The 20,769-nt window shown below is 70.5% G+C and carries 14 protein-coding genes and 1 pseudogene; 7 read left to right on the plus strand and 8 right to left on the minus strand.

Going from position 1 to position 20,769, the window contains the following annotated elements; translation table 11 throughout:
• Positions 1–148: 148 nt before the first annotated feature.
• The 4 genes and pseudogenes from ACESM1_RS26680 to ACESM1_RS26695 form a co-directional block, all read right to left on the minus strand.
• Positions 149–389 (minus strand): annotated as a pseudogene (locus ACESM1_RS26680) (IS701 family transposase); the annotation flags it as partial.
• Positions 390–744: 355 nt separating this feature from the next.
• Entirely contained in the window at positions 745–4,659 is a 3,915-nt protein-coding gene (locus tag ACESM1_RS26685; protein ID WP_372624269.1) for a peptidoglycan-binding protein, read from the minus strand.
• Between the two features lie 434 nt (positions 4,660–5,093).
• Entirely contained in the window at positions 5,094–5,405 is a 312-nt protein-coding gene (locus ACESM1_RS26690; RefSeq protein WP_372624270.1) for a hypothetical protein, read from the minus strand.
• A 9-nt stretch (positions 5,406–5,414) separates the two neighbouring features.
• Entirely contained in the window at positions 5,415–6,401 is a 987-nt protein-coding gene (locus ACESM1_RS26695) for a hypothetical protein (protein WP_372624271.1), read from the minus strand.
• Positions 6,402–6,735: 334 nt separating this feature from the next.
• Here ACESM1_RS26695 and ACESM1_RS26700 point away from each other — a divergent pair, with 334 nt between their 5' ends.
• Together ACESM1_RS26700 and ACESM1_RS26705 are read left to right on the plus strand one after the other, a co-directional pair.
• Complete coding sequence (locus ACESM1_RS26700) at positions 6,736–8,091, plus strand: site-specific DNA-methyltransferase (protein WP_372624272.1); 1,356 nt, start codon at positions 6,736–6,738, stop codon at positions 8,089–8,091.
• Positions 8,091–8,537 (plus strand): DUF5681 domain-containing protein, encoded by a 447-nt coding sequence (locus ACESM1_RS26705; RefSeq protein ID WP_372624273.1) that lies wholly within the window; start codon positions 8,091–8,093, stop codon positions 8,535–8,537. The genes ACESM1_RS26700 and ACESM1_RS26705 overlap by 1 nt, the downstream gene beginning before the upstream one ends.
• 123 nt (positions 8,538–8,660) lie before the next feature.
• Here ACESM1_RS26705 and ACESM1_RS26710 read toward each other — a convergent pair whose 3' ends face one another.
• Positions 8,661–9,068 (minus strand): hypothetical protein, encoded by a 408-nt coding sequence (locus tag ACESM1_RS26710; protein WP_372624274.1) that lies wholly within the window; start codon positions 9,066–9,068, stop codon positions 8,661–8,663.
• 165 nt (positions 9,069–9,233) lie between these two features.
• Positions 9,234–10,136 (minus strand): LysR substrate-binding domain-containing protein, encoded by a 903-nt coding sequence (locus tag ACESM1_RS26715; protein WP_372624275.1) that lies wholly within the window; start codon positions 10,134–10,136, stop codon positions 9,234–9,236.
• A 170-nt stretch (positions 10,137–10,306) separates the two neighbouring features.
• On the opposite strand from ACESM1_RS26715, the gene ACESM1_RS26720 reads away from it, so the two are divergent.
• Genes ACESM1_RS26720 through ACESM1_RS26740 form a run of 5 tightly spaced genes read left to right on the plus strand, consistent with a single transcriptional unit; the run spans position 10,307 to position 18,582 of the window.
• Complete coding sequence (locus tag ACESM1_RS26720; protein WP_372624276.1) at positions 10,307–11,596, plus strand: NAD(P)/FAD-dependent oxidoreductase; 1,290 nt, start codon at positions 10,307–10,309, stop codon at positions 11,594–11,596.
• Positions 11,593–13,746, plus strand: a complete 2,154-nt coding sequence (locus ACESM1_RS26725) for a TRAP transporter permease (RefSeq protein ID WP_372624277.1) — start codon at positions 11,593–11,595, stop codon at positions 13,744–13,746. The genes ACESM1_RS26720 and ACESM1_RS26725 overlap by 4 nt, the downstream gene beginning before the upstream one ends.
• Positions 13,743–15,848: a hydantoinase/oxoprolinase family protein gene (locus tag ACESM1_RS26730; RefSeq protein ID WP_372624278.1), complete on the plus strand. Its 2,106-nt coding sequence runs from the start codon at positions 13,743–13,745 to the stop codon at positions 15,846–15,848. Before ACESM1_RS26725 ends, ACESM1_RS26730 begins: the two co-directional genes overlap by 4 nt.
• A complete protein-coding gene (locus tag ACESM1_RS26735) occupies positions 15,845–17,599 on the plus strand; it encodes a hydantoinase B/oxoprolinase family protein (protein WP_372624279.1) in 1,755 nt (584 codons plus the stop codon). Before ACESM1_RS26730 ends, ACESM1_RS26735 begins: the two co-directional genes overlap by 4 nt.
• A 26-nt stretch (positions 17,600–17,625) precedes the next feature.
• Positions 17,626–18,582, plus strand: coding sequence for a TAXI family TRAP transporter solute-binding subunit (locus tag ACESM1_RS26740; protein WP_372624280.1), 957 nt, complete (start codon positions 17,626–17,628; stop codon positions 18,580–18,582).
• 192 nt (positions 18,583–18,774) lie between these two features.
• On the opposite strand, the gene ACESM1_RS26745 is transcribed toward ACESM1_RS26740, so the two are convergent.
• Both ACESM1_RS26745 and ACESM1_RS26750 read right to left on the minus strand, forming a co-directional pair.
• Positions 18,775–19,107 carry a 2Fe-2S iron-sulfur cluster-binding protein gene (locus tag ACESM1_RS26745; protein ID WP_372624281.1) on the minus strand — a complete coding sequence of 111 codons (333 nt, stop codon included), beginning with the start codon at positions 19,105–19,107 and terminating at the stop codon, positions 18,775–18,777.
• Complete coding sequence (locus tag ACESM1_RS26750) at positions 19,104–20,765, minus strand: FAD-binding protein (RefSeq protein ID WP_372624282.1); 1,662 nt, start codon at positions 20,763–20,765, stop codon at positions 19,104–19,106. Before ACESM1_RS26750 ends, ACESM1_RS26745 begins: the two co-directional genes overlap by 4 nt.
• Between the last annotated feature and the right edge of the window lie 4 nt (positions 20,766–20,769).

Below are 20,769 nucleotides of genomic sequence, written 5' to 3' on the forward strand. Positions count from 1 at the left end.
GACAATCGCCTCCGCCAACGCCTTCCTCTACGCCGCCTCCGTCAACCTGCTGCTCCGACGCCTCGCTCGTTCCACATGAGTTCAGAGTCAGGCACTTAGAGCGACCAGCGGACGAGCCGCCGGCGCTGTGCCTCATGGGAGGTGCTGTTTCCTCCGCGGCGGCATTCGCGCGACGGCGGGTGACCGCGAGGACAGCAAAGGCGAGCGTCACCAGCGAGACGTGACGGTACCAGCCGTGCCAGGGTCCGAAGCACTGCTTCGGACGTCTCGTTGTGATCGAGGCCGAGTTCGGTTTTCGCCGTCTCGAAGGTGTCCTCGATCGCCCAGCGGTGCCCCTCGACGGCGACGAGGGTTTCGACCGGGGTGCCTGAGGGGCACCAAGTGGTGAACTCGTTTTCTGTCGCCAGGACCGGCACGACCCACCCGGGGTGCCGCCGCTCCTGCGTGCAGAAAACCGCAATCAAGACCTCCACGTCCGCGTCGTGGAGGTCACCGCCGGCGCAGGTGTGCTTAGAGCTCGCCGTCGGTCCGCTGAGCTTCGCCTGCGACCAGTCCATTCGTGTCCTTGTGTTCCCATTCAAGACGTCCCTCCTCACCCGGCGCGGTTGAGGTGCTGGCCCGCGTCCGCCGCTTCGCCGGGCAAAATCGCCGCGGCAACGTTGGCGCTGTGACGGGCTTCGGCAGATCCGCCGGAATCGAGATCGGCGACCCATCCGCAGCCGCGACCGGCCGCGGCCGTCACGGTCAGAAACGGATCGAGCCGCTATGGCCAGGTGCCGCCACGGGTCCCGGCGCGGTGTCGGAAACCTGCGTGCCGGTATCGCCGGCGCGAATACCCGCGAGCAACTCGTCCGCCGCGCCGGGATCGATCGCCCAGACATGCAGCACCACGCCGCCCGCGGACACCTCCCGCAATTCTGCCCCGACTTCCGCCGGGCAGTCGAGCACGCGGCGCTGCCGCCCCGGGGACGCGCGCGGCTGAAGCGGGTCCACCCGCAGCGCCGGAAGCGCCTGCAGGAAGGTGGCAAGCTGACCGGTCGCGGCGGCACCTGACGGCAGCCGCCAGTCGGACCGGGCGGAGCGCGTCTGCACCATCACGCAGGATCCTGCGGTCGGCAGGCTGCGGTCGAGGGCGAAGCCATTGCCCCAGCGCAGTACCCGCTCCCTCCGCTGCGCCGGCTCGCCGTATTTCGCGATGAGGCCCGCCGCGATGCCGGCGATGTCGGGCCCGCCCGCGGGCACGGCGAGGTGGCGCAGCACGGCAACGATGCGATCGGCGTCACCATCCGTCTCGGTCAGCAGGATCAGCGCTTCCTGCCGCGGGGGGTCGGCGAACATGCGGCCGGTGGCAAGTGCCGGGTACTCCTGCGGCGACAGCGTCGAGCCCGAGGCATCGGCTTCGAGCATGGTTGCGTCCGGCAGGTGAGCGCGCACCGCCGGCTCCGCCTCTGCCAGCGTCATGCCCGGGCGGAGGCCCAGGATGTCCGGGAAACCGCTGGCAAAACCGAGCTCGACCGGCTCGGCAGGAGCCTTGGCCGGCAGTCCGGAGAGCCGCGTCGCGATGCCGGCGTCACCGAGGACCAGCACGGCTTGGCTGACCTCGTTGCCCCTGGTGCGTATCTGGAGCGCAAGGTTGGTGCCACAGGCATCGCCGCCGAGGCGCTCGGCGGAAAGCGTGGGCGCACGGTCGTAGCGGGGCGCGCCGAAGCGTGGTGCGCCCTCGATCCGCCAGAGCCCCTGCTCTTCGCGCAGCATGTCGCGGCACTGGGTCCGGCTGCCGGAGGCCGGGCGTTCGCCGGGTTCCAGCGCACCGAACCAGTCGGCGCTCAGGCTGCTGTCCCGATTGGGAGCACCGTAGTGATCCGCAAGCTGGGCGAGGAAGGCGTCCCGCTGCGGACCGCTTCCCTCCGCGAAGCGAAGCTCCCGCCGCACGGCCGCCACGACCGGCGGCTCCTCGCGCCGGGATGCGAAGAGCGCGATGGTCTCCGAGCCGTCCGGCCGCGCGAGCATGACCGAGGCATCGAACAGCCGCTCCTCCGGCTTGCCGGCCGGATCGGCGGCGGGGATCATGGCGACGGCATCCGGACCCAGATAGGCCTCGATCGCCCGCCGGGCCGCGTCGAGCTTCATGCCAGGCCGGATGTCGAGGACGGCGAGCCGCGCCGAAGTCGTGGCGGCGCGCGCCTGCTCGGCCGCGGCTGCCTCGGCGGCGATCCGCGCACGCTGCTCCGCCACCGTCTCGCCCGGGCCGAAGGCCAGCTCGAGGCGCGGCTGCGCATCGGTGTCCGCGCGCTGCGGCACGACGACGAGACGCTCGGGCGCCACCTCGATCACCGGGCCCTCGGCATCGGTGCCGATATCGGTCAAGCGCAGGCGCAGCCAGCTGCGCCGACGCGGGGCAACCGCTTCGAGCTCGGCGGTCTTCGCGGTGGCGAAGTAGCGCTCGCGCGGCTGCGGCAGCCGCAGGCGGATGGCCAGCTTCTCTCGCGGGCCGACCGCGACCTCGCGCCGGCTGAGCGAACGCGGATCATCGCGGTCATGGGTGCGGGTGGCGGCGAGCCGGGATTCCTCGCCGGCATGCCGCGACACCTCCGCCGGCACCGCGTCCGGCAGCCAGAGGACACCGGGCAGCGCCGCGACGCGAGCCAGGGTCCAGGCGCGATAGGCTGCGACATGCTCCGGCATCGGCCGCCCGCGCTCATCCGCATCGAAACCCTGCGGGAAGAGCCGTCCCCAGGGCGGCGTATCGTCGCGCCGCTCGAGGCGCAGCCGCTCTGCCGTCGCGTGCTGCCAGGCCTCCTCGCCGATGGCACCGGGATCGGCTCGGACCGCCAGCAGGAAGGCGGCCTCATCCCAGTTCCCACGCGTCTCGAAGGCGAGCGCGGCGGGGGGCGCGACCGGCTGCGCGGCGCGCGCGGCAAGCGCCGTACCGGGATCGGCCGCGCGGATCGTCGCGTCGTCGAGCAGCAGGTGCTGCAACGCGCCATCCTCGAACAGGTCCATGCGCGCAACCCGTCCGGCCCAGCCGCGGCTGCCGCCTCGCCACGGATCCGGCGCCGGGGCAACCACCTCGATCTCGGATCGCAGGAACACCACCCGCTCCGGTTCAGCCTCGCCGGATCCGGGCCTTGGATAGCGCCCGTTGCGGGCGCGCTCGCGCTCTCGCGCCAGGATGCGCTGGCGCTCGAGCAGGGCCTCGGCCTCGCTCCGGGCCATCGGCAGCAGCCCGGGCCTGTCGCGGTCGAGGGCGACGGCATGGCGTCCCAGGCCGCTTTCGCCCTGCACGAAGGTCTGCCGGCGGACACGGGTGCCCGAACGAGGCTCCAGCAGGCGGAAGCCTGCTGCCTGGAACTCGTACTCGCCGAGCGGCAGCGTGCTGATCTCGATGTAGCGATACGGCAGGGCCGGTGCCTCGGCGAGCAGCCGCGGCAGCCATGTCTCGCGGAACCGGGTGCGGGTGCGCTGGCGCGCGAACTCGTCGGCTCCCGCCCAGCGCCCGCGCTCGATCATCTCGTCGCGCGCGTTCTCGGGCAGCAGGGCCTTTGCCAGATCCAACACGCGGTCCGGGTTGTCGGACAGCTCGGGATGCGCCCGCCACCACGCCAGCAGCAGCGCGCGCGACACTGCATCGGACTCGTCCGGCACATGCTCGAGTTGATACGACCCGCCATGGTGGACGAAGTGCACTGCCATCGCGGCGGACGCCGGGGCGGAAGCCGCCGCGGAGGTTCCTCCACCGCCATCCGCCATCGCCGAGGGATGCGCGGCAGGGGCCGTCCGATCCGCTCCGCTGGCGCTGCCTGCATCCTGCCCGACGAGGTCACGCCCGGTAGGCCGCAGGGCAAATGCCTCGCAACGGCCGAGCACACTGCCGGACAGGCCGCCACCGCTGCCCGGCCGTCCCTCCATTGCGATCACCGCGGCCCCCGGCGCCCGCGCCACCGAGGGCTCGGGCAGGATCGCGACCGTGCCGGAGTGCCGATCGGGGACCAGGCTGACCGAGAAGGGTGCGCCCTGCCCCGCGCGCATGCGCCCTGTGCGCCCCTCGGCGCCGACGTCGAGCCGGAGCGGCAGTTGCTCGCGGTTGCAGGACAGGCTGCCCTGCCATGTGCCGGGCTGCAGCCCGGCTGCGACACTTGGTGCCGCGCCCTGCGCTGCGTCGCGCGGTGCATCCTTGGATGCGGAGCCGACGCTCGCGGCGTGGTCGGGCGCCGCGGCGAACCGCGCCGCCGCCACGCCTCGCGCGGCACGCAGCACCTGCTCTGTCGGGCGTGCGTCGCGCGGCAGGCCCTCCGCCGCCTGGAAGCGGCCTATGGCCGCGCGCGTCTGCGCCCCTGCGATGCCGTCCACGGCGCCGTCGAGATGGCCGAGATCCACGAGCAGGCGCTGCAGTTCCCGGACCTCGGCGCGGTTCAGCCCATCGGCCGCCTGCTCGCTGTAGCGGGGCGGGGGCGGCACGTAGCGAGGCGGCGGCTGGTAGGATGGTGGGGGGGATGGCTGCTGCGGCTGCGCGAGGCCCTGGAACAGCCGCAAACCCTGATCCAACCAGTTCTGCGCCGCCGCCGGCGCACTCGGCGCCACCAGTCCGAAGAAGCCGAGCATGGCCGCCGCTGCGAATGGTGCGGAACGCGAGTGGGACAGGCAATCGTTGAGCGGCATCGCTGTCTCCCCACACATGGGTTGCGACGAGGGGGCGCGTCGCTTGACGCCTTGCCCGGTCTTGATCGCGGCCACGCTCGCGGACGCCGAGCAGGTCTGAGAGACCTGTCCCTGAGGGCTACTCGCCTGAGATCGTCGCCGCAGCATGTCCCGCGCTCTGGAGAGCGCGCAACCAAGAATAAGACACGAGGCCGCGAGATGGGCAGTCACCACCATGCGCAGAGTTGATGTGCGTAGCCGAGCATCTTGCAGGCTTGGCTGACATTGCCGAGCTGGGGCAGGCAAGCTCCAGCACCCCGCCCTTGGCGCGGATGATCTTCTGTTCCTGTGTCATCTCCTGGTTCTCCGCCCCGTCCACCGGCTCCATCCTTCGGGAACCAACACAGGACTGTCCGATCAAGTCTTAGCCAACGCATTCCTGCAAGCCCCGCACGTTAGTCAGCTGCGTGCGGATATTGTGCCGGAACGACTGAAGCGCGGTCTTCTCGCCGACCCCGATCCCGATCTTGTGGGCCGAGAAGACGGTACGACCGTTCAGCGATACGCTGCGCCACCAGATCCCGCAGACCCAGGTCGAGCAAGCGGCGATGGACCGGAACGACGCGCTCTCCGGCTTCCGACTTCGGGGACAAGTCGCCCTGGTTCTGCAGCACCATGCAGAACACGCCGTCGAACTCGGCGAAGTCGTGCGCGGGTCGCATGCGGGCGATCTCCTCGGCACGCATGCCGCTGAACATCGCGATCACCGTGGCCCATCAGTGGTCGGTGCCGCGTCGGTCCGCGCCGAACCAGGATGAACGGAGAAGCAGGTTCAGGTCTGCGTCGCGGTCGTCGTGCCAGCCTTTCGTGCCAGGCCAGTCCCACTCGCTGAAGATGTTGGTCCCGCGCGGCAGAACCTTGCGCGCTTCAAGCCACCGCCAGTAGCCGGACAGCGAGGTGTAGTGTTTTTTCACGGTACGAAGCGACATTCGCTCCACGTCGGCCTTGCGGTCTGGATGCCCTTCGGGGAGGGCGGCGTTGTGCTGGTCGATCGTGCGTTGCCGCTGGTCGGCCACCTCCATCCAATGCCGCGGCCCATGCTTCGCCCGCATTTCGCGTTTCGGGCCGCCCTTCCCATACGAGGCGAGCATCCGGAGCATGTCGCCCCGCAGGTCGTCGGCCTCCTCGCGGGTGTAGTCGAGCATCGGGCGGTCGCCGGCCAGCCCTCGCCAGAGCCAGAACGCGACCTCGACATCCTCCGTCGCCTTGCTGCCCAGGCTGCGGCCACCAAGCCGAGGATCGGCCCGGCGCGCCCGATAAGCGGCTTCATTCGCCGAGAAGAGCGGCCCACGATCGGCCGCCGACGGGTCCGGGTCACCAGCCCGGCCTTGTGCGACCAGCGGGGGCGCCGACGGGGCCGCGTCCGAAGCTGCCTGCGACACCGCCAGCGGACGCTCGGGCCCCGCGGCGCGCGTCTCGAGCAGGGCCCGCACCCGCCGCTCAACCTCCACCTCTCGCTCCAACTCCGCCAGCCGGGTTTCAAGTTGCGCGACCGTTGTGCGCGCAGCCGTTTCGCGTTCCGTCGCACGCGCTTCGCAGTGACGGGCCAACGCCGCGCGCTCCTGCTCCAACTCGGCCCGCTCGCGCGCCGTCGCGGCTTCCAGCCGATCGAGGATGCGATACAGGTGCAGCCGCAGCTGCCGATGCAAGATCGCCGGCGGAGCCCCTCCGGCGGGGGGGGGGCCGCTGGCGGGCAGCGCCACGCCTGGCTTCCGAGAGCTGCAGCGCGCGGATTCCCTGCGGCCGGAACAGGGAAATGCGCTTCGCAGATATGGCCGAGGCACGCTGACGCGGGATTTCAGATACGAAACCGCAATATTGGGTTACGCGGCCACCGCTTGCGTGCACATGTTCGCCCGCCTGGAGCGAGATCCACTTGCGGCTGCGTGATGCGGCCGGGGCGGAGGTAGCTCTGAAGTGAGGGCGCGACGCCCGATGGGTCCGTGCAGGTCAGCCAGCTGGCCGGTGCGGCGTCACCATCGAGGGTCGCGCCGTCAACAGCAAACGCGGCGGGCCCTCGTCAGTCGAGGGACACCCATGTCTGAAGCACAGGGCCGCAGCCGCGAGCTCGGGATTATCTACCGCCCGGTCGCCGGGCTGTCACCCTACGACCGGAATGCCAGGACGCATTCGAGGAAGCAGATCCACCAGATCGCCGCCTCGATCCGGCAGTTCGGCTTCACCAACCCCGTTTTGATCGACGGCAATGGCTGCATCATCGCCGGCCACGGCCGGGTGCAGGCGGCGAAGCAGATCGGAATGGACCGCGTCCCCACCGTGCTGCTCGAGCACCTCACCGAGGCGGAACTCCGCGCCTACCGCCTCGCCGACAACCGGCTGGCGGAGAAGGCCGGCTGGGACCCGGAGATCCTGAAGATCGAGCTGCAGGGCCTGGCCGAGCTGGAGCTCGACTTCGATCTCGAGCTCACCGGCTTTGAGACCGCCGAGATCGACCTGATCCTCGACGGGCAGCCCGCCGTGAAGGACGATCCCGCCGATGCCGTGCCGGAGGCACCGGATGCCGCCGCGGCGGTCACGCGTGCCGGCGACCTGTGGGAGCTCGGGCCGCACCGGCTGCTGTGCGGCGACTCGCGCGACGTGGAGGCCTATCGGCGGCTGATGGAGGGCGACCTGGCCAGGGTGGTGTTCTCCGATCCGCCCTATAACGTGCCGGTGGGTGGGCACGTCTGCGGCCTGGCCCGGGTGCAGCATCGCGAGTTCGCAATGGCATCGGGCGAGATGAGCCGGGCGGAGTTCGTGGCCTTCCTCACGGCCGTCTTCCGGAATGCGGCCGCGGCGAGCGTTGACGGGGCGATCCATTTCCAGTGCATGGACTGGCGCCATGCCGGCGAAATGCTGGAAGCCGGCGGTGCGGCCTACACCGAGCTGAAGAACATGTGCGTGTGGGCGAAGGACAACGGCGGCATGGGCAGCCTCTACCGCTCCCAGCACGAGCTGGTCTTCGTCTGGAAGTCCGGCACCGCACCGCACGTCAACACCGTCGAGCTCGGCAGGCATGGCCGCTACCGCACGAATCTCTGGTCCTATGCCGGGGTGAACACGCTGAAGCGGGACCGCATGGCCGAGCTCGCCATGCACTCGACGGTCAAGCCGGTGGCGCTGATCTCGGATGCCATCAAGGACGTCTCGCGTCGCGGCGACGTCGTGCTCGATCCGTTCGGCGGCAGCGGCAGCACCCTGATCGCGGCCCAGAGGACCGGCCGTCGGGCGCGGCTGATCGAGATCGACTCCGTCTACTGCGACGTCATCGTTCGCCGCTGGGCGACGCTGACCGGTGGGGAGGCGGTCCTGATGGGCAGCGGGAGACGCTTCGGCGAGATCGCCGCGGAGCGCCTCGCGGCCGCTGAGCAGCCCGCAGCGGAGGTGGCGTGATGGCACGCGGTAAGCGCGACGGGGACTACACGGTCGGCTACGCGCGGCCACCCGAGCACACGCGATTTCGCAAGGGCCAATCAGGCAACCCGAAGGGCCGGCCGAAGGGGACGAAGAACCTGGGTAGCTTGTTCCAGGGCTTGCTGGGCGAGTCCATCAATGTGCGTGAGGGCGAACGGAGCCGCACCATGACAAAGGGCGAGGCCATGCTCCAGGCCCTGCTGGCGCGAGCGCTTCGCGGCGACGCAAAAGCTACCCAGTTGACGTTCGCGCTGGCGCGGGAGCAGGGCATGCTGGCGCCGCCCGCGGACGCGGCGAATGTCAAGAAGGGCGGCGTGCTTGTGGTGCCCGGGATGGCCACCGACACGGAAGCCTGGGAACGCGCGGCGGAGAAGGCGATGCGCCGTTACCGAAACGCGCCTGACGATCCTTCGGACGAGAGTTGAGTAAGAGCAGCGGCGGCGGTGTATTTCTGCATCATCGCCGCTTCCTTCCCGGCAGGGCCCGGTGTCGTCAGCCACTGCCAGCCTGGGCGCGCAGCCCGATGCAGAGTGCATCGAGTTGCGCCGTTACCTCCGCCCCCGGCAAAAGGCCAGCGAAGCGCTCGCGTCGAGATGCGAGGAAGAGACAGGTCCATAGCGCCAGGGCCGAACCCGACCAGTGGCCGGCGTCCGGGCCTCGCGCTGTTTCCTCTCAAGGAAGGCCGCCGGCTCACCGAGGCCCGCTTCGCCGGCGAGCCGATAGCCGTCAGCCAGCTGCGCCAGATCCATGGCCTCGGCCCAGCGCAGACCTCCCGGCCCGTCCGCGAGATCGCCGGCCGCGACGGCCCGGAGCCAGTCCGGATGGTCCGGTCCGGACTGCGCGCCGCCCGCGCACAGATTGCGCCGCAGCAGTGCAAGGTCGGCGTCGGCATCCCGCGTCTCGCCGCCACCCGATGAAGCATCCCGGTGCGCCACCCCGACCCGCTGGGCCGCCAACAGGCCGAACAGCCGGCCGACGAGCTTGGCGGGCGAATGCAGCGTCTCAAGGCGCGCCTTCCGCGATGTCTCCAGACGTTAGAGCATCCACACCTGCACGCAGGCACTGCGCACGAGCGGGACTGTGGCGCTTCAGGGCATGACGTGCCGGCGGCTGAAGCACCTTCATGGCAGACGCGTCCCCCGCCAAAGACTGGCTGCGGCGCGGATTTCCGACACCATGGCTTCCGCATGCTCGCCGAGTGGCGCGTGGCGGGCGAAGATCACGAGCGGCCGCAGTCGGATCGTCGGCGAGAAGGGTCTCACGACCAATGTACTGAAGATGCCGCTGGCGATTAGCAGCGGCGTCACCAGCGCGACGCCCACCCCCTGCTCCGCAAGGCCGCAGGCGGCGAACGAGTGACTGACCAGCACCGTAGGGCTGCACCTCGCGCCGGCGGCGCGGAAGCCCTCGTTGATCGCCAGGCTGATCGGCTCGTCGAGGTGGAAGGAGACGAAGGGGTGCCGCTCCAGCTCGCGCGCCTGCACGTCGGGCCGGGCGGCGAGCGGATGGTCGGCGCGCATGGCGCAGACCACCTCTGTGGGCTCCAGTTCCGTCGCCGTCACGGCAGGATGACTCTGGGTGGAATAGACAAAGCCGAGTTCCAGCGTGCCTGCGGCCACGCCCTCCAGGATCTCGCGCGTGGGAAGCGCCAGGATCTCGAAGCGCGTATCCGGATAGCGCTCGCGCAGCCTGCCGACGGCCCGCGGCAGCAGGGTCATCGTCGCGGTCGGGATCGCACCGATGCGCAGGCGCGGCGCGGGGTTCTCCTGCAACTCCTCGGCCAGCAGGCGCACGCGCTCCACATCGAACAGGACCTTCTCGATCGCATCCGCGAGCGGCCGCGCCTGGATTCGTGTCGCGAGCCTGCCGCCGCGGCGGTCGAACAGCTTGCCGCCGAGCTGCTGCTCAGCCTCCCGCAGCATCTTGCTCACTGCGGGCTGCGAGACGCCGAGGCGGCGCGCCGCTTCCGTCACGCTCTCGGTGCTGAGTACGGCCCTGAGCAGCTCCAGGTGCTTCAGATTCATGCCCCAGATCCCCCCGCCCGGCATCCATGAGATTCCGGTTATGCCCTCATAACCGTATGGTTTTCCTTGCATTTCTTGTTGCAGCCGGGGATGTCCGATGCCTAGCATCGGTGCAAGGGAAGGCGGCCGGCCGTCGTGCAGGCTCCGACACAAGCGGAGAGATGTCCACCATGCAGGACGCGCCAGTGGTGGTGATCGGGGCGGGCGTGGTCGGCGTGGCCTGCGCGCTGAACCTGCGGCGCGACGGGCGCGACGTGCTCGTCCTGGACCCGGGCGGCCCGGGGGAGGGCTGTTCCTACGGCAATGCCGGATCGATCAGCCCGGACATGGTGGTGCCGATGTCCATGCCCGGCATGCTGGCGAAGGTGCCGGGCTGGCTGACCGATCCGCTCGGGCCGCTAGCCATCGCGCCGCGCCACGCGCCGCGCGCCCTGCCATGGTTGCTGCGCTGGATCGAGGCGGGGCGGATGAGCCGCGTCCGGCAGAGCTCCACCGCGCTGCGCGCTCTGCACCGGCCGGTCTTCGAACTGTACCGCGAGCTGCTGGGCGACCGCTACGAGGGTCTGCTTCATGGCGGCGGGCAGCTCTATGTGTGGCGGCGCACCGGAGCGACGCGCAGCGAGATGATCGCCGACGCGCTGCGCGCCGCCTGCGGCGTACGCGTCGAGGAGATCGGGGTGGAGCGCCTGCGGGACATGGAGCCGGCGCTCTCGCCGGAATACCGCCGCGCCCTGTTCTTCCCCGACAACGGCCGCACCTCCGACCCGCGCGGCATCGTGCGCACGATGGCGGAGGCGTTCCAGCGTGAGGGCGGTGCGATGCGGCGCTGCGCCGCAACCGGCTTCGACACCGGCGCCGACGGTGCGGTGCGCGCGGTACGCACGGCGGAAGGGCCGGTCACCTGCGCGGCGGTCGTCATCGCCGCCGGCGCGCATTCGGGCCGCGTGGCGCGCCATCTCGGACTGCGTCTGCCGCTGGAGGCGGAGCGCGGCTATCACGTGATGCTTCCCGATCCGGGGATCCGGCTGCACCACCAGATCAGCAACCGCGAGGTCGGTTTCAGCGTGAACGTCATGGCGGACGGCCTCCGGTTCGCCGGCACGGTGGAGATCGCGGGGCTCGACGCGCCGCCCGTCGCGGCGCGTGCCGAGGCGCTGGTGCGGAACGCGCGGAACATGTTCCCCGGCATTCGCACGGAGGGTCACCGCACCTGGTTCGGCTTCCGGCCCTCGACGCCCGACAGCGTGCCGGTGATCGGCCCGGCGCCCGGCATACGCAACGCCTTCCTCGCCTTCGGCCACGGCCATACCGGCATGACCGGAGCACCGATGACCGGCAGGCTCATCGCCGATCTCGTCGCCGGGCGTGCGCCGGCGATTGACCCCGCGCCCTATTCGGCGACGCGTTTCGGCCTCGCCGCACTGCTGCGCGGCGCCCCGGCGCAACAGGCCGCGGCGTGACAGGCGCGGCCGGGGCCAGGCAGGATGCCGCGGCCAGGGCCGCCGCGGTCGATGACAGCCCGGCCCGGCCGTTCGCGCTGCTGCCGCCGCGCTGGCAGGTGCTGGTCGGCGTGATCGCTGTCGCGTTCAGCGCGTTCCACCTCTATACCGCCACCTTCGGCGTGCTCGAGGGCATCCGCCAGCGGGTGGTGCATCTGGGTTTCGCGCTGGTCCTCGCATTCCTGCTGCGGCCGACGTGGGGAGGGCCGCGCTCGCTGGGCCGGCTGCTCGACGCGGTCTTCATCGGCTTCGTGGTGGCCGGCTGCACGTACCTCTTCATCGAGGACGAGCAGCTCGATGCGCGGATGGGCCTGGTCTTCACCAGCGACATCGTCCTCGGCATCGGTGTGACGCTGGCGCTGCTGGAAGCGACGCGGCGGCTGACCGGCATCGCGCTGCCGCTGATCGCCGTCATCGCCATCGGGTTTGCGTATTTCGGGCCCTGGCTGCCGGGCGCGCTGGCGCATCGCGGCTTCGGCGTGGACGACATCACCGTCACACTGTTCCTGACGACGGAGGGCATCTTCGGCCCGCCGCTCGCGGTCTCGGCGACCTATATCGTGCTGTTCATCATCCTCGGCGCGGTGCTGCAGGAGAGCGGGGCGGGGCGGTTCTTCTCCGATCTCGCCTACAGCCTGTTCGGTCGCGTGCGCGGCGGTCCCGCCAAGGTCGCAGTGGTGGGCAGCAGCCTGTTCGGGATGATCAGCGGCAGCGCGGTGGCGAATGTCACCGGCACCGGCGTGCTGACCATCCCGCTGATGCGGCGGATCGGCTTCAGCCGCACCTTTGCCGGCGCGGTGGAGGCGGTGGCCTCGACCGGCGGGCAGATGATGCCGCCGATCATGGCCTCGGCGGCTTTCATCATCGCGGAGGTGCTGGGCATCGCCTATCTCGACGTCGCGGCGGGCGCGGCGATCCCGGCGCTGCTCTACTACGCTGCGGTCTTCGTCGCGGTGGACCTGCATGCCGCGCGGCTCGGCATGCGCGGGCAAAGCAGGGCGGAGCTGCCTCAGGCTTTGCGCGTGCTGCGCCAGGGCGGGCACCTGCTTCTGGTGCCGCTCGCGCTGGTGCTGCTGATGGCCGTCGGCGGTTTCTCGCCGATGCGTGCCGCGGTGTTGACCATCCTGGTGAACCTCGTGCTGTTCGTGCTGGGCGCGCTGGCTACCGCGCCGCGCGGCGCGCGGCCAGGCGCTGTCGCCGGCATCCTGGCCGTGCACGCGCTCGGCTATGCGGGGCTGGAGGCGCTCGGGCCACAGGCCGGGCTCGCGATCTACGCGGTGGGGCTCGCCTTGCTGTGGCTGCGCGGACGGCGTGCGGCGGCGGGCACCGGACCCCGACTGACCGCCGAGCTGACGATGCGGGTGGTCCGCGCGCTGCGCGACGGCGCACTCGGCACGCTGGAGGTTGCGGCCTGCTGCGCAACCGCCGGCATCATCATCGGGGTCTTCATGCTGACCGGGCTCGGCCTGCGCCTGTCCGGCCTGCTGGTGGATGCCGCCGGAAACAATCTGGCGCTTCTGCTGGTGCTGACGATGGTGGCCTCGCTGATCCTCGGCATGGGCGTGCCCACCATCGGCGCCTACATCATCCTCGCCGTTCTGGTGGCGCCGGGGCTGATCCAGCTCGGCGTCGATCCGCTGGCGGCGCACCTTTTCATCTTCTACTTCGGCGTCATCTCCTGCATCACGCCGCCGGTGGCGCTGGCGGCTTATGCGGCGGCGGCGATCTCCGGCGCTTCGCCGATGCGCACCGGGCTGGTCGCCTGCCGGCTGGGCTTCGCCGCCTACATCATCCCGTTCATGATGGTCTACAACCCGGAGCTGCTGCTGCGCGGCGACTGGTCCGCGATCATCGGCGCCTCGCTCACCGCGCTGGTGGGCGCCTCATGCATCGCCGCGGCCTTTGAGGGCTTCTGGCTCGCCCGCATGCGCGGCTGGGAGCGCGTGCTGCTGGGGGCGGCGGGTCTCGGGCTGATAAAGCCGGGCCTGGTGACCGACGCCGTCGGCGCGCTTCTGGTGACCGCTGTCCTCGTGGCGCAGCTCCGCAGCCGGGCCGCGCCAGGTGCCGCGCCCGCGCCTGCCCTTCCTTCCTCTGCAACGGAGCAGCCATGACATCCGAACCCGCACCGGTGGAGGGGGCCCGGCGTTTCCGGGTCGGGGTGGATACCGGGGGCACGCATACGGACCTGGTCGTCATCGACTCCGCCACGCGCCGGATGCACACCCACAAGGTGCCGAGCACGCTGGACGACCTGACCGAGGGCATCCTGGACGGGCTCGACCAGGCCATCGGCGCCATCGGCGCCGAGCGCCGCGCAGTGGAGCACTTCGTCTACGCCACCACCATGGTGACCAATCTGATCGTGGAAGGCGTGGATGCACCGGTCGGGCTGATCGCCACCGAAGGCTTCCGCGACGTGCTGGAGATCGCCCGCGCCTCGCGCAAGCCGCACATCTACGACATCCAGTGGCGGCCGCCGCGCCCGCTGGTGCCGCGGCCGCTGCGCATCGGCGTGCGGGAGCGCATCTCCCATGCCGGGGAGGTGATCGAGCCGCTCGACGAGGCCGGCGCGCGCGCAGCAATCCGGCAGTTGCGGCAGGCGGGCTGCGTCAGCATCGCCGTCTGCCTGCTGCATGCCTATGCAAATCCTGCCCATGAGCGGCGCATTGCCGCGCTGGCGGCTGAGGACGCGCCGGAAATCGACGTCTCGCTCTCTTCCGACATCGTGCGCGAGTTCCGCGAATACGAACGCAGCAGCACCACCAGCCTGAACGCATATGTGAAACGCCCGCTCGGGCGCCACCTGGCGACCCTCTCCGCAGCGCTGGAAGCGCGCGGCGTGCCGGCTTCGCCCTTCATCATGCGCGGCAATGGCGGCATCTCGACCTTCCGCGTCGCCGCGCAGACGCCGGTCGCGATCACCCATTCCGGGCCGATGGGCGGCATCATCGGGGGTACCGCCATCGCCGAGGCGTGCGGCATCTCCGACATCATCACGCTCGACATGGGTGGAACCAGCGCGGATGTCTCGCTCGTGCTCGGCGGCAGCCCGGTGCTGACCACGCGCGGGAAGCTCGGCGCCTATCCGCTGCTGCTGCCGATGCTCGATCTGGTGACGATCGGCGCCGGTGGCGGCTCCATCGCGCATGTGGATGCCGGTGGCGCCATGCGCGTGGGACCGCGCAGCGCCGGCGCGCGGCCTGGGCCTGCCTGCTACGGGCAGGGCGGGACGGAGCCGACCGTCACCGACGCGAACCTGCATGCGGGCCGCCTGAACCCGGGGTATTTCCTGGCCGGCCGGCGGCAGCTCGACACGGCGCTCGCGGAGACGGCGCTACGCGAGCGACTGGCGAAGCCGCTCGGCATCGGCGTGGACGCCGCGGCGATCGGCATCCTCGCCATAGCCGAAGCGCACATGGTCAACGCCATCAAGGTGATCTCGGTGGATCGCGGGCATGACCCGCGTGAGTTCACCCTGGTCGGCTTCGGCGGCGCCGGGCCGCTGCACAGCATGCGGCTGGCGGAGGAGCTTGGCATCCACCGCGTGCTGATCCCGCCGGCGCCGGGCAATGTCTCCTGCATGGGGCTGCTGGCGGCGCATGTGCGGCACGACCACGCGCTGACGCGCATGATCCTGCTGGGGACGGCCGAGCCCGAGGCGATCGCGGCCGACCTCGCCGAGATGGCCTTGCGCGCCACAGGCGACCTGGAGCGCGAGGGCGTGCCGCCGGATCGCCGCCAGCTGCTCGCCACGCTCGACCTGCGCTACCAGGGGCAGAATTACGAGCTGGGCCTGCCGGTCGCACCCGACCGGCTGGACGCGGCAGAGCTGGCCGCATTGTCCGAACGCTTCCATGCGGAGCATGAGCGCGTGTACGGCTACCGCCTCCCCGGACGCGCGGTGCAGCTCGTCAACCTGCGGATCGCCGCTATCGGCCGCGTGGCGCAGCTCGCCTGGCCGGAGGTCGGCACGCGCAAGGCACCGCTGGCGGAGGCCGGACGTCGTAACCTGCTGCTGCCCGACGGCCGGGTCGAGGCGCCCGTCCACCGCGTGCAGGACCTGTTCGCGGAGGATACCATCGCCGGGCCGGCGGTGGTGGAGTACCCGGGCTCCACACTGTTCATTCCGCCCGGCTGGACGGCAACCTTCGACCGGATGCGCAACGCGCATCTGCTGCACGCCTCCGCCGCCGGCAGGGAGACGGGACGATGACGGTGATGACGCCGCCGCCGCAGGGTGCAGCCGGCACCGTGGACCCGGTCACGGTCGAGATCGTGCGCAATGCGATGAAATCGATCGCCGAGCAGGTGACGCGCCGCATGATCCGCGCCGCCAACTCCTTCATCGTGAAGGAGATGGAGGATTGTTCCGCCTCGCTGCTCGACGCGCGCGGGCAGCTCGTTGCTGAGGAGGCCGGGCCGCCGATCCAGCTCAACACGGTCGGCGTCTGCCTGAAGACGATCCTGGAACACTACATCCCGGTGCGGGAGTGGCGGCCGGGCGACGTGGTGGTGACCAACGACCCGTATGCCGGCGGCGGCTCGTTGGCGGCCACCCACAGCAACGACTACCTGGCTTTCAGCCCGATCTTCTTCGAGGAGGAACTGGTCGCCTTCGCCGGGCTGATGGTGCACCACCTCGACATCGGCGCGATGAACATGGGCACGCGCGGCTGGGGCGTGGAGATCTTCCAGGAAGGGCTGCGCATCCCGCCGATGAAGCTGGTGGAGGAAGGGCGGCTCGAGCGCAAGGTCCTCGACGTTATCCTCACCAACACCCGCGTGCCGGAGACGCTGGAGAACGACCTCGTCGCGCAGATCTCCTCGGTCCGCGTGGCGGTGGGCGAGGTCTCGGCGCTGTTCGCGAAATACGGCCGCGCCACCATGCTCGGCTGCTTCGCGGAGATGATGGACCATTCGGAGCGGCAGACGCGCACCGAGATCGCGCGCATCCCGGACGGCGTCTATCGTCACGAGGAGCCGGTGCTGGATGACGGAGCGAAGGGGGGGCCGTACTGGCTGCGGCTGACGGCGACGAAGCAGGGCACCGACATCACGCTCGACTTCACCGGCACTGATCCGCAGATCGCGGGGCCGATCAACTGCCCGCTGGCAACCACCTACGCCTCGGTCTTCTACGCCATGCGCTGCATCACCGACCCGACCATCTCCGGCACCGAGGGCTGCAAGCGGCCGATCACCGTCATCGCCCCGCCGGGCACGCTGGTGAACGCGCAGGCGCCGGCAGCCGTGATGCAGAGGATGGTCGTCTGCCACAGCCTGGTGGACCTGATCATGGGCGCCTTCGCGCCGGCGGTGCCGGACCGCGTGATGGGCGATTCCTGCGGCTGTCTCTACAATTATTCCATTTGCGACATGCCGGGCACGAATCGCCGCACCATGTTCGGCGAAGTGGTGCCCGGAGGTATCGGCGCGACCAGGACGGCGGACGGAATCGACGCCATGGCCTGCCATGTCACCAATTGCCACATCCCGCCGATCGAGGCGATGGAGAGCGAGCAGCCGGTCCTGTATCTCCGCCGCGAGCTGCGTACCGGCTCCGGCGGCGCCGGGCGCTGGCGTGGCGGGGTGGGCTATGTGCTGGCCTACAGGATTCTCGGGGACAAGCCGCAGCTCCATCGCACCTCCCAAAAGTCGCGCTCGCTGCCGCAGGGTGTGCATGGCGGGCTGCCGGGCGATGGCGGCCGCTGGGTGATCAACGAAGGCACGCCGCAGGAGCACACCCTGCGCTACGCCATCGGCGACATGGAGACGCTGGCGCAGGGCGACACGGTCACCCACTACACGCCGGCCGGTGGCGGCTATGGCCCGCCACATGAGCGCGACCCGGCGCTGGTGCAGCGCGACGTCCGCTACGGCTTCGTCTCGCTCGCGGAGGCGCGCAATCTCTATGGCGTGGTGCTGGACCCGGACTCGCTGGAGGTCCTGCAACTGCTGCGTTGAACCAACAGGGAGAGGGAGACAGGACGATGCTCATCACCAGGCGTACCCTGCCGGCGCTCGGCGGCTTGCTGCTGGCGGCCGGTGCCAGGAAGGCGGCGGCGCAGACCTTCCTGACCATCGGGGGCGGCAGCACCGGCGGCGCCTTCTCGATCGTCGCGGCCGGCATGGCGCGCGTGATCGAGAAGCACAACCCGAGCCTGCGCGTGACCTCCCGCGCCACCTCGGCCACCATCGAGAACACGCGCCTGCTCGGCCGCCGGCAGATCGATTTCGCTCTCGCCGCCGACAACGGGCCCTGGGCCGCACTGAACTCCGCGCCGCCCTTCGCCAACGAGCGCTACGACAACATCCGCTACATCGTGGCGGGCTACACGTCGCCCTTCCACATCATCGTGCATCGGGATTCGCCGATCCGCAGCGTCGCCGACCTGCGCGACAAGCGGGTCGGCGTGCTGGCCGGCATCACCTCGCAGGACTGGTTCCCGCGGGTCGCCGAGGTGTATGGCATCAAGGGTGCCTATCAGACCTTCAACCTGCGTGCCCAGGAGCTTTTCGACAGCCTGCGGGACGGCAACATTGACTGCGCAGTCTATTCGGGCAGCGCGCCGACGGCGAGCATCGCGGACCTCATGCAGGCGAAGCCGATGCGCTTCATCCCGATCGAGCCCGACAAGGCCCGCGCGGTGGCACAGACGCATCCCTTCTTCTTCGAGTACCCGATCGCCGCCAACACCTACCCGGCCCAGCCCCAGGACGTGCCCTCGATCGGCAACGCCATCCTGTTTGTCACCCACAAGGACGTGCCGGAGGAGGTGGTCTATGCGGTGACCAGGACACTGCTGGAGAACACTGAGGAGCTGCGGGCCATTCACCCCAACGCCGCGGACTTCAACGTCGGCAATGCCGGCCGCGCGATGGTGGTCCCGGTGCATCCCGGCGCGGCGCGTTACTACCGAGAGAAGAACGTCAATTTACAAAGGTGAACAAATTGCCCTGCCCCCGACCGGCTCGAGGGCAGGGCGACCCTGCTGCGGACTCCAAGTCTGCCTCTGGGCGCAGCGGGGTGCTCCGAAAGAGCCTTCTCAAGAAGCCGGCCAGTACGAGCAGGATCAGCGCCGCGCCGGTGCCCTCACGCTGGCTCAATCCCGCAGGCACAGCGCGCGAGGCTCGCCTGCTCAGTGCGGCGCGTCCTCCGCAAGCAGATCCGTCAGGATCATCCGCCCTCGTGGTGGGGCAACTTCGACGAAAGGCTCTTTCACCAACGCACGGCAGCCGAGCGCCGGCCTGCCGTCCACCAGCAGCGCGCAGGCGCCGCACGTCCCTATCTTGCAGAAATGGGCGGGGAAGCACAGCGACGGGTCCCCATTTCGCCGCACCGCCGCCAGCAGGTTCAGCACATGGTCGCCACGCGGAATCCGGACCTGCCATTCCTGCCATACGCCGGCCTCGGCGCTGGCGGCCTGGCGCCAGATCCGTACCGTGACGTCGAATTCCTCGAAGCCGCTCATCCGATCGTCGCGTCCATGACCCGGTCACGCTGCACCAGCTGGTGCCGGCGCCATCCTGGATCCCTGGTTTCGGGGTGGTCCGTCCGCAGATGAGCGCCACGGGACTCCTCGCGCCGCAGCGCAGCGACCGCGTGAAAGCGGGCTGCCTCCAGCATGTGCCGGAGTTCCAGGATCCGCGCCAATTCCCAATTGAAACGAAGCCCCGTCTGTCGGCTGGCCAGGTCGGACAGCGCGGGGGAGATGGCATCCAGCGCCGCGAGCGCCTCGCGCAGGGAGCGGGCGGACTTCAGGACGCCCGCGCCGGCCTGCATCGCCCGACGCAGGGCCGCCGCCGCTTCGCCGACATGCGTCCCGCCCGAGCGGCGCGGCCGCAGCGCGGTGGCGATCTTCGCGACCCAGGGGCTGTCCGCCGCCCGGGCATCACGCTTCCGATCGACGCTGGCGGCGGCAGAAGTGGCCCTGCCCGCGGCCGCGCCGAACACGAGCGCCTCCGGCAGCGCGACACCGGTGAGGCGGTTCGCGCCATGCAGACCCCCCGCGACTTCGCCCACGGCGAAAAGTCCCGGCAGGTCGGTGCGGCCGTCCCGGTCGATGCGCACGCCTCCGAGCGTGAAGTGCGGCGTCGGCCCCACTTCCTGCAGGTCACGTCCGACGTCCAGCTCCAGATCCTGGAAATAGCCCTCGAAATGGACATCGCGCAGCATGCCCGGCGCCACCGCACTTGCATCCACGAAGGCGCCGCCACGCGGGGAGCCGCGCCCGGCCGCAACCTCCAGCGCGATGGCGCGGGAGAGCGCGTCGCGCCGGGCCTGCTGGATGGGCACCGACTCGTAGCGGCCGAAGAACTCCTCGGCCTTTCCGTTCAGCAGCCTGGCACCGAAGCCGAGCAGGCGGCCGGTCGGATAGTGGAGGCCGCGCGCGGCTGGAGGAGACAGCAGTACCGTCGGGTAGCTCTGGACGAACTCGACGTCGATCAGCGTGGCGCCGGCCGCATGCGCCAGGGCGAGCCCGTCCCCGGTCAGCTCGTCCGGATTGGTATGCAGTGCATACATCGCGACATTGCCGCCCGTCGCCAGCACCACCGCGCCCGCCGGCAGCGCGACGAGCGCGGCTTGCCGCAGGTCCAGCAGCAGCAGGCCGGCCGCGACGCCGTCCCTCACCAGGACCTCCAGCGCCACGCTGTGGTCGCGCACCTCGATGCCGAGCGCCTGCGTCCGACGGCCGAGCGCGACCATCAGCGCCTTGCCGGTGCGGAGACCCACATGGATGGCGCGGTGGAAGCGATGGCCGCCGAAGGTCGCAAGCTGGTGCCGGCCATCCTCGTCGCGCCGCCAGCGGACACCCCAGCCTTCGACGATGTCGGCCTCGCGACCTGCCTCCTCGGCCAGCCGCAGTGCCAGCGCGGGCTCGGCCAGGCCGTGGCCGCTGGCCAGGATGTCCGCGGCGTAGGCCTCCGCCGTGTCCCCGGCGCCGAAATATCCGAAGCTCGCGCAGTAGGAGAAATTGGCCGAGGCCGAGGCCCCAGAATAGAGCAGCGGACCCTTCGTCACTATGCAGACGCGCGCCCCGGCCTCCGCCGCGGCGATCGCCGCGCGGAGCCCGGCCGCGCCGGAGCCAACCACAACCACGTCGCAGGGCGGGCCGGACTCCGGAAGCATGGCG

Source organism: Falsiroseomonas sp., assembly GCF_041690465.1.
Classification (GTDB): Bacteria; Pseudomonadota; Alphaproteobacteria; order Acetobacterales; family Acetobacteraceae; genus Falsiroseomonas.